The sequence below is a fragment of the Microbispora sp. H10670 genome (genome assembly GCF_014161385.1).
Classification (GTDB): domain Bacteria; phylum Actinomycetota; class Actinomycetes; order Streptosporangiales; family Streptosporangiaceae; genus Microbispora; species Microbispora triticiradicis.
The window spans coordinates 94,833-109,342 of record NZ_JABBWW010000024.1 but is presented as its reverse complement, the minus strand read 5'-3'; the positions used below and the strand labels follow the sequence as shown (position 1 = coordinate 109,342).

14 protein-coding genes are annotated in these 14,510 nt (G+C 70.4%); 7 read left to right on the top strand and 7 right to left on the bottom strand.

Translation table 11 applies throughout. The features are described from left to right. Window positions 1-12 precede the first annotated feature (12 nt). From coaE to HHX33_RS27695, 4 genes are all read right to left on the bottom strand, one after another. A complete protein-coding gene (coaE, locus tag HHX33_RS27710; RefSeq protein ID WP_182877153.1) occupies window positions 13-609 on the bottom strand; it encodes a dephospho-CoA kinase in 597 nt (198 codons plus the stop codon). Between the two features lie 10 nt (window positions 610-619). Further along, window positions 620-1,087 carry a GNAT family N-acetyltransferase gene (locus tag HHX33_RS27705; RefSeq protein WP_182877152.1) on the bottom strand — a complete coding sequence of 156 codons (468 nt, stop codon included), beginning with the start codon at window positions 1,085-1,087 and terminating at the stop codon, window positions 620-622. Window positions 1,088-1,226: 139 nt separating this feature from the next. Then, a complete protein-coding gene (rpsA, locus tag HHX33_RS27700) occupies window positions 1,227-2,702 on the bottom strand; it encodes a 30S ribosomal protein S1 (protein WP_117408740.1) in 1,476 nt (491 codons plus the stop codon). Between the two features lie 208 nt (window positions 2,703-2,910). After that, entirely contained in the window at window positions 2,911-3,987 is a 1,077-nt protein-coding gene (locus tag HHX33_RS27695) for a polysaccharide deacetylase family protein (RefSeq protein ID WP_182877151.1), read from the bottom strand. A 74-nt stretch (window positions 3,988-4,061) separates the two neighbouring features. On the opposite strand from HHX33_RS27695, the gene HHX33_RS27690 reads away from it, so the two are divergent. Further along, the gene (locus HHX33_RS27690) at window positions 4,062-4,904 is read left to right on the top strand and encodes a DUF2127 domain-containing protein (protein ID WP_182877150.1); all 843 of its coding nucleotides are present in this window, start codon (window positions 4,062-4,064) and stop codon (window positions 4,902-4,904) included. A 183-nt stretch (window positions 4,905-5,087) separates the two neighbouring features. Here HHX33_RS27690 and polA read toward each other — a convergent pair whose 3' ends face one another. Continuing rightward, window positions 5,088-7,772 (bottom strand): DNA polymerase I, encoded by a 2,685-nt coding sequence (polA, locus tag HHX33_RS27685; RefSeq protein ID WP_182877149.1) that lies wholly within the window; start codon window positions 7,770-7,772, stop codon window positions 5,088-5,090. An 89-nt stretch (window positions 7,773-7,861) separates the two neighbouring features. Between polA and HHX33_RS27680 the strand changes: the two genes are divergently transcribed. The 6 genes from HHX33_RS27680 (at window position 7,862) to HHX33_RS27655 (ending at window position 13,434) form a co-directional block, all read left to right on the top strand. Further along, window positions 7,862-8,245 carry a PaaI family thioesterase gene (locus HHX33_RS27680; protein WP_182877175.1) on the top strand — a complete coding sequence of 128 codons (384 nt, stop codon included), beginning with the start codon at window positions 7,862-7,864 and terminating at the stop codon, window positions 8,243-8,245. A 459-nt stretch (window positions 8,246-8,704) separates the two neighbouring features. Continuing rightward, on the top strand, window positions 8,705-9,991 hold the full coding sequence (locus HHX33_RS27675) for a branched-chain amino acid ABC transporter permease (RefSeq protein ID WP_259402912.1): 1,287 nt from the start codon (window positions 8,705-8,707) through the stop codon (window positions 9,989-9,991). A gap of 13 nt (window positions 9,992-10,004) precedes the next feature. Beyond that, complete coding sequence (locus tag HHX33_RS27670) at window positions 10,005-10,994, top strand: branched-chain amino acid ABC transporter permease (RefSeq protein WP_117408737.1); 990 nt, start codon at window positions 10,005-10,007, stop codon at window positions 10,992-10,994. Further along, window positions 10,984-11,913, top strand: a complete 930-nt coding sequence (locus tag HHX33_RS27665) for an ABC transporter ATP-binding protein (protein ID WP_117408736.1) — start codon at window positions 10,984-10,986, stop codon at window positions 11,911-11,913. The genes HHX33_RS27670 and HHX33_RS27665 overlap by 11 nt, the downstream gene beginning before the upstream one ends. Next, a complete protein-coding gene (locus HHX33_RS27660) occupies window positions 11,910-12,812 on the top strand; it encodes an ABC transporter ATP-binding protein (RefSeq protein ID WP_182877148.1) in 903 nt (300 codons plus the stop codon). Before HHX33_RS27665 ends, HHX33_RS27660 begins: the two co-directional genes overlap by 4 nt. A 118-nt stretch (window positions 12,813-12,930) precedes the next feature. Next, complete coding sequence (locus HHX33_RS27655) at window positions 12,931-13,434, top strand: hypothetical protein (RefSeq protein ID WP_182877147.1); 504 nt, start codon at window positions 12,931-12,933, stop codon at window positions 13,432-13,434. A gap of 19 nt (window positions 13,435-13,453) precedes the next feature. Here HHX33_RS27655 and HHX33_RS27650 read toward each other — a convergent pair whose 3' ends face one another. Beyond that, window positions 13,454-13,987, bottom strand: a complete 534-nt coding sequence (locus HHX33_RS27650; protein ID WP_182877146.1) for a MauE/DoxX family redox-associated membrane protein — start codon at window positions 13,985-13,987, stop codon at window positions 13,454-13,456. 1 nt (window position 13,988) lies between these two features. Next, window positions 13,989-14,495, bottom strand: a complete 507-nt coding sequence (locus HHX33_RS27645; protein WP_220502267.1) for a S26 family signal peptidase — start codon at window positions 14,493-14,495, stop codon at window positions 13,989-13,991. Window positions 14,496-14,510 lie beyond the last annotated feature (15 nt).

Below are 14,510 nucleotides of genomic sequence, written 5' to 3'. Positions count from 1 at the left end.
TCGTCGGCGCCGCTAGAAGGCGCGGGCGGTCAGGTCCTGCCAGACTTTGTCGACCTGGGCGTCCAGTTCGTCCAGCGAACCGCTGTTGCCGATCACGATGTCGGCGATCCTCAGCCGGTCCTCACGGGAGGCCTGGGCCGCGATCCGGGCGCGGGCGTCCGCCTCCGGCATGCCGCGCGACCGCAGCAGCCGCTCCAGCCGCACGTCGTCCGGCGTGTCCACGACGATCACCACGTCGTACAGCGGAGCCAGGTTGTTCTCGGCCAGCAGCGGCACGTCGTAGACGACGACCGCGTCGTCCGGCGCCTCCCGCTGCAGTTGCTCACTGCGCTCGCCCACCTTGGGGTGGACGATTCCGTTGAGGACCCGCAACTTCTCGGTGTCGGCGAACACGATCGAGCCGAGCCGTTCCCGGTCGAGGGTGCCGTCGGGGCGGAGGACTTCCTCGCCGAACGCCGCGACGATCTGCGCGAGCCCGGGGGTGCCGGGCTCCACGACCTCTCTGGCGATCTTGTCGGCGTCGACCACGACGGCGCCGCGCGCGGCCAGCCGGCGCGACACCTCGCTCTTGCCCGAACCTATGCCGCCCGTGAGCCCAACCTTCAGCACGCCCCGCAGCCTATCGGGCGGGCTGGGGCTCCCGCCGCAGGTGGACCAGCATCAGGTGGTCCTGCACCCGCTCCCGCTGGGTCTCCCGATAGCCGAGACGCCGGTAGAGGCGCAGGTTCCCCTCCGACAGATGCCCGGTGAACAGGTCGAACGCCGCCGCCTCGGGCACCGCCTCGTGGATCGCGGCCAGCAGCGCGCTGCCGATCCCCTGCCCCTGCCGGTCGGGCGCGACCACGAGCCGGCCCACCAGGCAGGTCGAGCCGGACAGCCGGCCTCGGACCGCGCCGACCACCCGCCCGCCGTCCGTCGCCTTCAGCACGATCGCCGTCTCGATCACCGTACGCACCTGGTCGAGCGACTCCACGAGCGGCGCGATGAACGGGTCGCCGTAAAGCTGCGCCTCGGTCACGTACGCGGCCCGTTGCAGGGTCAGGATCTCCCCGGCGTCCCCGGGCACGGCCCGCGCGATCTCCACCACGCCGCCAGCCTATCGGCGATCAACCCGGCGCGACCGGCGGGCCGGGTGCGGACAGCGGAAAGGCCCCGCCGAAGCGGGGCCTTTCCTTTGGTGTTCCGATGTCCGTCGGGACCGTGTGTCAGCCCGTCGGGACCGCGCGTCAGCTCTGGCCGCCGGCCAGCTTCTCACGCAGGGCCGCGAGGGCCTCGTCGGAGGCGAGAGCGCCGCCGCCGGTCGAGGAGGACTGCGAGGTGGACTCGCCGCCGCCGCTGTAGGACGACGGAGCGGCCTCGCTGGCCGCCGCCTCCTCCTGACGGGCCTTCTCGATCTGCGAGCGGTGCGCCTCGAAGCGGGCCTGGGCCTCGGCGTACTGCCGCTCCCACTCCTCGCGCTGCTTGTCGAAGCCCTCGAGCCACTCGCCGGTCTCGGCGTCGAAGCCCTCGGGGTAGATGTAGTTGCCCTGGTCGTCGTAGGTCGCCGCCATGCCGTACAGCGTGGGGTCGAACTCGACCTCGGCGCCGACGCCCTCGTTGGCCTGCTTGAGGGACAGCGAGATGCGGCGGCGGTCCAGGTCGATGTCGATGATCTTCACGAAGATCTCGTCGCCGACCTGCACGACCTGCTCCGGGATCTCCACGTGGCGCTCGGCCAGCTCGGAGATGTGGACCAGGCCCTCGATGCCCTCCTCGACCCGGACGAACGCACCGAACGGCACCAGCTTGGTGACCCGGCCGGGCACGACCTGGCCGATCTGGTGCGTGCGGGCGAACTGCTGCCAGGGGTCCTCCTGCGTCGCCTTGAGCGAGAGGGAGACCCGCTCGCGCTCCATGTCGACGTCGAGAACCTCGACGGTGACCTCCTGGCCCACCTCGACGACCTCGGACGGGTGGTCGATGTGCTTCCAGGACAGCTCCGACACGTGCACCAGACCGTCGACGCCGCCGAGGTCGACGAACGCACCGAAGTTGACGATCGAGGACACGACGCCCTTGCGGACCTGGCCCTTCTGGAGGGTGTTGAGGAACGTCTGGCGCACCTCGGACTGGGTCTGCTCAAGCCAGGCGCGGCGCGACAGGACCACGTTGTTGCGGTTCTTGTCGAGCTCTATGATCTTCGCCTCGAGCTCGCGCCCGACGTACGGCTGAAGGTCGCGGACCCGGCGCATCTCCACGAGGGAGGCCGGGAGGAAGCCACGCAGGCCGATGTCGAGGATCAGGCCGCCCTTGACCACCTCGATGACCGTGCCGGTGACGATGCCGTCCTCGTCCTTGATCTTCTCGATCGTGCCCCAGGCGCGCTCGTACTGGGCGCGCTTCTTGGACAGGATGAGGCGGCCTTCCTTGTCCTCCTTCTGGAGGACCAGGGCCTCGACGTGCTCTCCGACCTCGACGACGTCAGCCGGGTCGACGTCGTGCTTGATCGAAAGCTCGCGGGACGGGATGACGCCCTCGGTCTTGTAGCCAATGTCGAGCAAGACCTCGTCTCGATCGACCTTGACGACGGTGCCTTCAACGATGTCGCCGTCGTTGAAGTACTTGATGGTCTCGTCGATCGCGGCGAGGAAGGCCTCCTCGGAACCGATGTCGTTGACCGCTACCTGCGGGGTGCTCGAGGTGGCCTCAGTGCTGCTCGTCATGTGTGGAATTGCTCCGAACCGGACAGATGTCGTTGTGACAGAAGCGCGGCGGGCCTGTTTTCGTTCACCGGGGTGCCGTTTGTTCCTGGTAGCGACCAGATGACCGAGCGCGAGCCCGCTCCGTCCGTGACGCGCGCGAGCCCACAGCGCAGCGATCAGCATATGAGACATGGCGAGCCGGGTCAATCCGAGGCAACCGGACGTTCCCCTAGTACGTGATCACGGACTTGGCACGGTCCGGCGAGAGCGTTGCCCGGAGTTTGCGCGGCACGGACACCCGGTCCGGATCCCCGTCCGAGGTGTAACGCTTTTTTGGGTGTTCGCCGAGCCAGTCCAGCCAGTAGGTCGTGCACCAGCGCCGGCAGTCCCCGCGTTTTCCGTTGGACTGGATCCTCGGGATCGCGTAGCGCGGGAAACTTTTCGCGTAGGGCGAAACCGTGGGCTCCGCTCCGGCCAGGAAGACGGCGTCGAAGTGGTACCGGGTGCCGTCCCACTTCCCGTCGTGCGCCCGGCTCAGCTTCCTCGGGCGGGAGCCGTACGGCAGCGCGAAGGTGGTCGAGGGCGGCGCGCCGATCTTCTTGAGCAGCCGCTCCTCCCGGACGATCTGCTCGCTGACCCGCTTGTTCGACAGCCGGCGGAGATCGGCGTGGGAGTAGGTGTGGTTGGCCACCTCGAAGCCGTGGTCGAGCAGCCACTTCACGGCCTTCTTCTGCTGCTCCCGGTCGCGCAGGCCGAACGGGTCGCGGTTGACCCAGAAGGTCGCCGCGGGCCGGAAGTTCGGATACTTCGCGGCGACCTCGTAGATGATCCCGACGGCCGTGTCGTTCTTCGGCATGCCGTTCCGGTCCACCGCGAAGTGGCTGGGATGGCCGTCGTCGAAGGTCAGGACGACGGGATGGGTCCCAGCGGGGATGTCGATCTTCCTGGCGACCAGTTCGGCCGCGGTGATCGGCACGTAGCCGCTCCTGGCCAGGCGCTCCAGTTCCTTGCGCAGCTGGGCCGGGGTCCGGTCGATCGATGCGACCCGCTTGGGCAGGATGCGGTGATACATGATCACGGGAACCAGCCCCGCCTCGTTCGCCTTGACCTTCTTCGCCGACTCGGCGGTCGCGCGCACGGGTGGCGCGCTGGGCTGCGGCGAGGCCGCGAGCGGCTGTGGCCGGACCTTCGACCGGCCGTCCCCCTGTGACCCGCCTCCCTGCGCCCGGGTCAGCAGCACGAGCGCGACGACACCGACCACGACGATGACGACGGTTGCGACGACGATGGAGGCGACGGTGGTCATCCGGGCAAGGTTGCGCACAGTTATTTGACCTTACTGCCCGCCGTGTCCCTATTCATCTGTGTTGGAATTTTTATGTGGACTGGAGCCTGCGTGCCTGCGGACGGCACGGACACGTCACCTACGCGCCGGACGAGGACGCGCTGCGGGCCCGGCTGCGCACCGAGACGCCGCTCGGCGAGGCGTGGCGCTGCCTGCGCTGCGGCGACTTCACGCTGGGCCCGCCGCGCGGCGCGGGACCGGCCGGGGACGCCCCGGTCGTGCTGCGCGGCCGGGCGCTGCGGGACGCCGCGGTCCTGCGGGCGATCGCCGTCTTCCGCTGGGCCAAGGCGGTGCTCGTGCTGGGCGGCGCGTACGGCGTCTGGCGGTTCCGCGCGCACCACGACGCCGTGCGGCGGGCGTTCGACGAGGACCTCCCGCTGATCGAACCGCTGGCCCACCGGCTCGGGTGGAACCTCGACCAGTCAGGCGTGGTGCACACGCTGCGGACCGTGCTGGCGGCGAGGACGAGCACGCTCGCCTGGATCGTCCTCGCCCTTGCCGCCCTCGCGGCGCTGATGCTCGTCGAGGGCGTGGGCCTGTGGCTGCTGAGGCGCTGGGGCGAGTACTTCTCGGTGATCGTGACCTCGGCGTTCATCCCCGTGGAGATCTACGAGATCACCGAGAAGGTCAGCCCGTTCCGCATCGTGCTCCTGCTGGTCAACATCGCGGCCGTCCTCTACATCGCGCTGAGCAAACGGCTGTTCGGCCTGCGCGGCGGGCGGGCGGCCCACGAGTCGGAACGGCACGAGGCGAGCCTGCTGGAGGTCGAGCAGGCCGGCCTGGCCCTCGCCGGCCGGGGCGACCGCGGCGGGCGGGGTGACCGCGGCGGGCGGGGTGACCGGGGCGACCGCGCCCGTCCCCCCTCCAACCGCCGCTGACAGCGACGCACCGCGCAGACCGCCGCACACACCACGCGCACACTCCGCACATACCGCACCGCCGCGCACACGGCGCCGCACGTAGACCGCGGGCACCACCGGCACACCGCACCCACCACCACGTAGCACCGCGCAGACCGCCGGGCCGCCGCGAGAGGGCCGGCGGAGCCGCGGGGCGGTACGTCAGTGCCCGGCGTCCTCCCAGGTGGCGCCGACGCCGACGCTGACCTCCAGCGGCACGCTCAGGTCGTAGGCCCGGCACATCTGCTGCCGCACGATCTCGGTGAGCTCCTCCAGCTCGCCCGGCGCGACCTCGAACACCAGCTCGTCGTGCACCTGGAGCAGCATGCGGGAGCGCATGCCCTCGATCGCGCGCTGCACGTTCAGCATGGCGACCTTGATGATGTCGGCGGCCGAGCCCTGGATGGGCGCGTTCAGCGCCATCCGCTCGGCCATCTCCCGGCGCTGCCGGTTGTCGCTGGTGAGATCGGGCAGGTAGCGACGGCGGCCGAGGATGGTCCCGGTGTAGCCGTCCTTGCGGGCCTGCGCGACGATCTCGTCCAGGTAGTCGCGGACGCCGCCGAACTCCTCGAAGTACTCCTCCTTGAGCGCCCGCGCCTCCGCCACCGGGATGTTGAGCTGCCCCGAGAGCCCGAAGTCGGACAGCCCGTAGGCGAGGCCGTAGTTCATCGCCTTGATCCGGGCCCGCAGTTCGGCGTCCACCTGCTCCGGCGGCAGGTCGAAGACCCGCGACGCGGTCGCCTTATGGAAGTCGTGCCCGGACTCGAACGCCGCGATCAGCGACTCGTCCCGCGACATGTGAGCCATGATCCGCAACTCGATCTGGCTGTAGTCGGCGGTCAGCAGCGTCTCGTAGCCATCCCCCACCACGAAGCCCTTGCGGATACGGCGGCCCTCGACGGTGCGGATCGGGATGTTCTGCAGGTTCGGCTTCTCGCTCGACAGCCGCCCGGTGGCCGCCACGATCTGGTTGAACGTGGTGTGGATCCGCCCGTCGTCGGAGATCTCCTTGATCAGGCCCTCGACCGTGGTGCGCAGCTTGGTCTGGTCGCGGTGGCGCAGCAGGATCACCGGGAGCTCGTTGTCGGTCTGCTGGGCCAGCCACGCGAGCGCGTCGGCGTCGGTCGTGTAGCCGGTCTTGATCTTCTTCGTCTTCGGCAGGCCGAGCTTGCCGAAAAGGATCTCCTGCAGCTGCTTGGGCGAGCCGAGGTTGAACTGCTCCCCCACGGCCTGGTGGGCGGCCTCGGTCGCCTGCTTGACCGCCGCGCCGAACTCGGCCTCCAGCCCCGCGAAGTACTCCCGGTCGGCGGCGATGCCGGCCCGCTCCATCTCCGCCAGCACACGCACCAGCGGCAGCTCGACGTCGGTCACCAGACGCGTGCCGCCGCGCTTGGACAGGTGGCTCTCCAGCGCGTCGGCGAGATCGCGCACGGCCTGGGCACGCAGGGCCAGATCTCTGGCCACGCCCTCGTCGGCGTCCTCGAACAGCGAGGTCTGCCCGCCCGGGGCCGACTCCGCCCGCAGCTCCCGGTGGAGATAACGCAGCACCAGGTCGTCGAGCGGGAACGACCGCTGCCCCGGCATGGCCAGGTAGGCGGCGAGCGCGGTGTCGCAGGTCAGCCCGCGCAGGTCGTGGCCCTGCGCCCACAGCGCCAGCAGCGCGCCCTTGGCGTCGTGCACGGCCTTCGGCCGGCTCTCGTCCGCCAGCCAGACGCCCAGCGCCGCCTCGTCGTCCTCGGTCAGCCGGGTGGGGTCGAGGTAGGCGGCGCCGCCGGGGCCGGCGATCGCGATGCCGTCGAGCCGCCCGGTGCCGCTGCCGTACGCGGCCTGGAAGGCCAGCCCGGCGCGGTCTTCCGGAAGGGTGGCGAGCCAGGCCGCCACCTCGCCCGGCTCCGGCACCGTGACCTCCAGCTCGAAGCCCTCGCCGGCGGCCTCGGGCTCGGTGGTGCCGAGGGTCTTGAACAGCCGCTCGCGCAGCTCGCCCCGGATCTGCAGCGAGTCGAGGAGCTTGTTGACCTCCTCGCGGTCCCACAGGCCTATGGTCAGCGCGGACACCTCGGCGTCGACCGGGGCGTCGCGCTTCAGCTCGGTCAGCATCCGGTTGTGGATCACTTGGCCGAGGTGCTCGCGGAGCTTGTCACCGGCCTTGCCCTTCACCTCGTCGGCCCGGCGGACCAGCTCGTCGAGCGAGCCGAACTCCGCGATCCACTTGGTGGCGGTCTTCTCCCCCACGCTCGGGATGTTCGGCAGGTTGTCGCTCGGGTCGCCGCGCAGGGCCGCGAAGTCCGGGTACTGCGCGGGGGTCAGGCCGTACTTGTCCATCACGGCCTCAGGGGTGAAGCGGGTCATGTCGCTGATGCCGCGCCGGGTCATCAGCACCGTGACCCTGTCGTTCACGAGCTGGAGCGCGTCGCGGTCGCCGGTGACGACGAGCACGCTCATGTCCTCGGCGGAGGCCCGGGTCGCCAGCGTCGCGATCACGTCGTCCGCCTCGAAGCCCGCCAGCGACAGGCGGGGGATCCGCAGCGCGTCGAGCAGTTCGAAGATGAGCTGCATCTGGCCGCGGAAGTCCTCCGGGGTCTCCGCCCGGTTCGCCTTGTACGCCTCGAACGCCTCGTGCCTGAAGGTGGGCTCGCTGCGGTCGAAGCAGACCGCGAGGTGGCTCGGCTGCTCGTCGCGCAGGATGTTGGCCAGCATCGAGGTGAAGCCGTAGACCGCCTCGGTGTGCTGACCGTCCGTGGTCATGAGATTGGCGTCCTTCAACGCGTAGAACGCGCGATAGGCGAGGGAATGCCCGTCCAGGAGCAGCAGACACGGACGGGTGGGGGTCGCTTCACTCTTCGGCACACCCGCAGCCTAGTCTCCCTCTACGACAGAAAACCCGTGGTCTTCCCACCGGAGGCGTCCCCTTGACCTTGACGAATCCCGGCCAGTTCATGGCGGAGATGAACGCCGCTCCGGGCCTGCACCGGCTCATGGGCATCGAGATCCTCGAGGCGAGCGCGGAGCGGGTGGTCGGCCGCATGCCCGTCGAGGGCAACACCCAGCCGTACGGCCTGCTGCACGGCGGCGCCTCGTGCGTGCTGGCCGAGACGCTCGGCTCGACCGGCGCCGCCCTGCACGCCGGGCCGGGCCGCAGGGTCGTCGGCATCGAGATCAACGCCACCCACCACCGCGCCGCCACGTCCGGGCACGTCACCGCCGTCGCCACCCGGGTGCACGGCGGGCGCACGCTCGCGACGTACGCCATCGAGATCACCGACGGCGAGGGCCGGATGGTCTGCACGTCGCGTCTCACCTGTCTCATCAGGTCTGAATGAGCGGGCCCGCGCGCGCCCCGGGACCTCGGCATGCGGACAAGAGGCGCAACCGACTTTCGGGACGCATCGAGGGCCAAACCGGAACGGTTCGCGACTCTCTTTGCACGCGGGTCGCTCCGGTCGCTAGCGTTGTGGCTCCAGAGCCCGTGGGGAACCGAGTAGACAACGTGCGGAGCCGGGGAAGCTGTGTACGGTCCCAAAGGTCGCCCCACGGGCTCAACGTCTCTCCGCGCCGCCCGTTCTCCAGCACCGTCGCCTCGGATGACTCATGACAGCCCGCTGACCTGCGAAACCTTTTCTCACGTCAGTGACACACCATGGTCACCGATTGGTGACGAGGAGCCCTGAACCGGGCGTCCCAGGCTTATGCTCCGGCCACAACAAGACAGAACCTGTCCGATGTTGCGCGTCCGCAGTTGGGGCACGACCCCGCCACGACTCGAATCAGAGGGAGCACCATTGCGCAGAGCCGTGATCGCGTTCACGGCCTTCATGGGTGGACTCGTCTTTCTGCTCGCCGCCCCCGCGTGGGCGGACGGAGAGGCACTGAAGGGCACACTCCAAAACCAAGGCCAGCCGGTGAACGGCGTGAAGATCAGTGTGGTGGCGGAGGACGGCAAACCCGTCGACGACGCCACCTCGGGTGCCGACGGCAAGTGGGAGGTGCCCGTACCCAAGGCGGGCAAGTACAAGGTCACCCTTGACACGTCCACGCTCCCCGCGGGCGTCGCCCTGAAGTTCAAGGACAGGTCCACGCTCGACGTGCAGGTCTACGAGGGCAGCGTACGGAACGTCCTGTTCGCCCTCGCGCCGGCCGGAGCGAAGGGCGGCGCAGCGCCCGCCGCCGACGACGGGGGGACCTCGTTCTGGGACCGGGTCGCGCAGCTCACCTTCGAGGGCTTCAACCTCGGGCTCATCATCGCCCTCGCCGCGATGGGCCTGTCGCTGGTGTTCGGCACCACCGGCCTCACCAACTTCGCCCACGGCGAGCTGCTCACGTTCGGCGCGATGTGCGCCTACTTCTTCAACGTCGTCGTGGGGGTCCACCTCGTCTGGGCCGCGCTGCTCTCCGTCGTGATCGGCGGGATCTTCGGGTACGGGCAGGACCGGTTCTTCTGGGGACGGCTGCGCAGGAGAGGCAGCAGCCTCGTGGCCATGATGATCATCTCGATCGGCCTGGCCCTGTTCCTGCGGTACGTCTTCCTGTTCTTCTTCGGCGGTGAGGGCGCGCCCTACGCCGACTACAACGCCCAGCCGGGCGTCCAGGTGGGCCCGATCTCCGCCGCGCCGAAGAACTTCGTCGCCATGGGCATCGAGCTGCTCGTGCTCGTGATCGTCGGTGTCGCGCTGCTCAAGACCCGCATCGGCAAGGCCGCCCGCGCGGTCTCCGACAACCCCGCGCTGGCCGCCTCCTCCGGCATCAACGTCGACCAGGTCATCCGGATCATCTGGACCGTCGGCGGGGCGGTCGCGTCACTCGCGGGCGTCATGCTCGGCCTGTCGCAGAACGTCAGCTACCAGATGGGCTTCCAGATCCTGCTGCTCGTCTTCGCGGGTGTCACCCTCGGCGGCCTCGGCACCGCGTTCGGCGCCCTCGTCGGCTCCATCGTCGTCGGCCTGTTCATCCAGCTGTCCACCGTCGTGGTGCCGACCGAGCTGAAGACCGTCGGCGCGCTGCTGGTGCTCATCCTCGTCATGCTCTTCCGGCCACAGGGCATTCTCGGCCGGCGCGAGCGCATCGGCTGATCGGAGACCACACGTGGACTGGAACGCAATCCTCATCACCACGGTCAAGGCCTCGATCGGCCTGGAGACCGTCGTCTACGCGCTCGCCGCGATCGGCGTCAACATCCAGTTCGGCTACGCCGGGCTGCTCAACTTCGGCCAGGCGGCCTTCCTCGGCGTCGCCGCGTACGGCATGGCCGTCACGGTCGCCACCTTCCACCTGCCGTTCTGGCTGGGCATCGCGATCGGCCTGGCCGCCACCATCGTGCTGGCCTTCCTGCTCGGCATCCCCACCCTGCGGCTGCGGGCCGACTACCTCGCGATCGTCACCATCGCGGCGGCCGAGATCGTCCGGCTCGTCTTCAGATCGGTCAAGTTCAGCAGCGTCTTCGGCGGCTCGGACGGCCGGCAGAACTTCTCCGGCGACTTCTTCGCGATGAACCCCTACGCCCCCGGCACGTACGGCATCGGCCCGATCAGCTTCAACGAGCGGGTGACCTGGATCCTGACCGTCGGCTGGGTGCTCATCGCGATCTGCTGCGGGCTGGTCTACCTGCTCATGAAGAGCCCGTGGGGCCGCGTGCTCAAGGCCATCCGCGAGGACGAGGACGCCGTGCGCAGCCTCGGCAAGAACGTCTTCTCCTACAAGATGCAGGCCCTGGTGCTCGGCGGCCTGGTCGGCTGCCTCGGCGGCTTCCTGTTCGCGCTCGGCCAGGCGTCGGTGCAGCCCGACCTGTTCAGCACCGAGTTCACCTTCTACGCGTACACGATCGTGATCCTCGGCGGCGCGGCCCGCGTCTTCAGCCCCGTCGTCGGCGCCGCGATCTTCTGGGTGCTGCTGGTCTTCGTCGGGAACACGCTCAGCGAGGCCGTCTCGGCCGGGCTGCTCCCCTCGCTGTTCACCGTGAACAACATCGGCGCCGTCCGGTTCATGCTGGTCGGCCTCGGCCTGATGCTCCTGCTCATCTTCCGGCCCCAGGGCATCTTCGGCGACAAGAGGGAGATCGCGCTCGATGCACGCTGACAGCACCACGACGAAGAAGGCGGCGGCGCTGGCCGCCTTCGCGGGCCTCGATCGCGAGCCGGGGGTCGCCAAGCCCGACCCCATTCTCGTCGTCGACAACGTCGTACGCCGCTTCGGCGGCCTCACCGCCGTCGACGTCGCCCACCTGGAGATCCAGCGCGGGTCGATCACCGCGCTCATCGGTCCGAACGGCGCCGGCAAGACGACGTTCTTCAACCAGCTCACGGGCTTCGACAGCGCCGACGAGGGGTCGTGGACCTTCAACGGCAGGCAGCTCAAGGGCGTGCCCGCGCACCGGGTGGCCCGCACGGGCATGGTGCGCACGTTCCAGCTCACCAAGGCGCTGTCGAAGCTCACGGTGATGGAGAACATGCGGCTCGGCGCGCAGAACCAGCGCGGGGAGAACTTCTTCCGCGCGCTCGTCCCGGGCAGCTGGCGCCGCCAGGAGGACGAGATCACCGAGCGGGCCGAGGAGCTTCTCGAACGCTTCAAGCTCGACGCCAAGCGCGACGACTTCGCGGGCTCGCTGTCCGGCGGCCAGCGCAAGCTGCTGGAGATGGCCCGGGCGCTGATGGTCGGCCCCGAGCTGGTCATGCTGGACGAGCCCATGGCGGGCGTGAACCCGGCCCTGACCCAGTCGCTCCTCTCGCACGTGAAGGACCTGCGCGAGGAGGGCATGACGGTGCTCTTCGTCGAGCACGACATGGACATGGTCCGCGACATCAGCGACTGGGTCGTGGTGATGGCGCAGGGCGCCGTGATCGCGGAAGGGCCGCCGGACACCATCATGTCCGACCAGCGGGTGGTCGACGCTTACCTGGGCGCCCACCACGACGCGCCGATGTCGGCGGAGGAGTTCGAGGAGCAGCTGCAGGAGGCCGAGGCCGAGCTGGAAGCCGAGATCGAGGAGAAGGCATGAGCGCAGCCGGGCCGGACCGCCCCGTCACGCCGGAGGACACCGTCACGCCGGAGCCCGCGGAGGCGACCACGTCGGCGGCCGCGTCGGCGGCCGCGTCGGCCGCTGAGGGGACGGACGACGCCGGAGGCGTCTCGCGGGCAGCCGTCACCGACCGCTCCGAGCACGTCGCCGGGGCCGAGAGCGCGCTGCTGCGCGCCGACGAGCTGTACGCCGGTTACATCCCCGGCGTCAACATCCTCAACGGCGCCGACCTGTACGTGAAGAAGGGCGAGCTGATCGGCATCATCGGCCCCAACGGCGCCGGGAAGTCGACCCTGCTCAAGACCCTGTTCGGGCTCGTGCCCGTACGCAGCGGCTCGGTCACCCTGGACGGCGAGGACATCACCAACCTCAAGGCGCACGCGCTGGTGTCCCGGGGGGTGGGCTACGTCCCGCAGACGAACAACGTCTTCCCCAGCCTCACCATCGAGGAGAACCTGGAGATGGGCGCCTACCAGGTGCCCGGCAGGTTCAAGGAGCGGTTCGAGTTCGTCTGCGAGATCTTCCCCGCCCTGCGGGAACGCCGCAAGCAGCGCGCGGGCTCGCTGTCCGGCGGCGAGCGGCAGATGGTCGCCATGGGCCGCGCGCTGATGACCGAGCCGTCGGTCCTGCTGCTCGACGAGCCCTCCGCGGGACTGTCGCCCAAGCTGCAGGACCTGGTCTTCATCCAGGCCCAGCAGATCAACAAGGCCGGCGTTACCGTGATCATGGTGGAGCAGAACGCCCGCCGCTGCCTGCAGATCTGCCACCGCGGCTACGTGCTGGACCAGGGCCGCAACGCCTACATGGCCAGCGGCCGCGACCTGATCAACGACCCCAAGGTCATCCAGCTCTACCTGGGCACGCTCGCGCGGGCCTGAGCCCGGCCGCACGACCCCTTCTCAGGACCCCGGCGGGAACCCTCCGCCGGGGTCCTCGTCGTGGAGCTGTGACCGTATCCGCATCCGACCGGCACCCTGCGCGCGCACAATGAGGCGTATGCCGCGAAGCTTCCTCCGGGCGGCGCTGGTCGTCACAACGGTCACCACGCTCGTCGCGAACCTGTCCGCCTGCCGGTCACCGGACCACGGGCCCTCGGCCGCACCCGCCTCGCACCCCGCCCCCGCCTCCGCCTCGCGTCCCGCGACCGCTTCGCCGGACGCCGCGGGAGCCGTGTACGTGACCGGGGCGGAGTCCGGGGACGACCCCTGCGCCCGCGTCGTGTCGGCCGTCGGCTATCTGGGGCTGTCGCTGCTGCCCCCCGGGCAGGAGGAGGCCCAGCACTGGGACGGCGACGTACGCGGCCGTTTCGGTTACCTGCGCGGGACGCTGGCGATGTACGGTCCCCGGCTGCCCGCCCCGGCCGCTCCCGCCGTCAGGGCCGTCGACCGGCTCGCCCGCACCCTCTCCCTCGCCCGTACGGAGGACTCCCGGCGGCCCCGCCTGCTGCGCGAGTACCGCACGGCGTCCGCCGCCGTCCTGGCCGCCTGCGACCGCCCCTGATGTCACCTGCCGGCCCGCGTCACCTGCCGGCGCCCGTGACAGGCGTGACCAGGGAGACGATGTCGTCCATGGCGATCACGAGCACGGCGGCGGCGAGCCCCGCCAGCACCGCGAGGGCGAACCATCCCGTGGGCGCGAAACCGGCGGGCTCCCCCGGCGCGACCGCGAGCGCCGCGGCCGCCAGGAGGAGGTTGCGCACGACGTGCCGTCTCCCGACGACGGCTCCGCTCCTGCCGAAGCAGTGACAGCGGGCCCGCCGCCCGCTCCGCAGCGCGACCACGAGCCCGGCCGTGAGCACGGCCAGCAGCGCCGCCGCCAGGACCAGCCCGTACGGCGCCAGCCACGCACGCGCGAAGGACGCCCCGAGGAGCACGGCCGTGACCCCCTCGGCGAGGACGACGGCCCACGCGACCGGCAGGACGGCGGCGCGCGGCACGACGCGCAGCGCCTCCAGCGACCGCGCGAAGCTCCCCGGGTCCCTGGCCTTCCCTGACGCGGAGACCGTGAAGATCGCGATCAGCAGGACCTGGACGGCGTGCTGGGGGAACGTCATCTCACCGGCCCCCCGAGATCCGCCGCACGACCCGGCCCAGCACCAGGCCGACGGGAACCGGGCCGAGCTGACGGGAGTCCAGGCTGTGGCCGCGGTTGTCGCCCAGCACCACCATGTGACCGGGCGGCACGCGCGGCGAGCCCGTGCCGTCCCCTCCCGCCACCCGCTCTCCCGCCGCGACCTCCTCGGGGACGGGCTCCCCCGCGACCGCGACGACGCGTTTGACCATCCACGCCCGGCCCGGGCGGCCCGTGCTGCCCGCCGCCGCCAGGGGGTTGAAGAACACCACCACGTCGTCCGCCCGCGGGCGCCGGCTCCGGCGTACGAGCAGCCGGTCGCCGTCGCGGTAGGCCGGCTCCATGCTCCGGCCCACCAGGTCGACCACGACGAGACAGCGCCGGACGACGAGCGCGGCCGCCACGGCGACGGCCGCCACGAGCGCCGCCGTCACCACCCGGCGCTCCACCCTGTGCGGGGACCCGGGCAGCGGGTGGCGGACCGGTCTCACGGCCGCGTCCCGCCG

Bases quoted from the DNA above. Each gene is read 5' to 3' on its own strand.
- HHX33_RS27650 (WP_182877146.1), bottom strand. From the start codon at position 13,987: ATGACGTTCCCCCAGCACGCCGTCCAGGTCCTGCTGATCGCGATCTTC.
- HHX33_RS27695 (WP_182877151.1), bottom strand. From the start codon at position 3,987: ATGACCACCGTCGCCTCCATCGTCGTCGCAACCGTCGTCATCGTCGTG.
- HHX33_RS27665 (WP_117408736.1), top strand. From the start codon at position 10,984: ATGCACGCTGACAGCACCACGACGAAGAAGGCGGCGGCGCTGGCCGCC.
- HHX33_RS27655 (WP_182877147.1), top strand. From the start codon at position 12,931: ATGCCGCGAAGCTTCCTCCGGGCGGCGCTGGTCGTCACAACGGTCACC.
- HHX33_RS27660 (WP_182877148.1), top strand. From the start codon at position 11,910: ATGAGCGCAGCCGGGCCGGACCGCCCCGTCACGCCGGAGGACACCGTC.
- rpsA (WP_117408740.1), bottom strand. From the start codon at position 2,702: ATGACGAGCAGCACTGAGGCCACCTCGAGCACCCCGCAGGTAGCGGTC.
- HHX33_RS27680 (WP_182877175.1), top strand. From the start codon at position 7,862: ATGGCGGAGATGAACGCCGCTCCGGGCCTGCACCGGCTCATGGGCATC.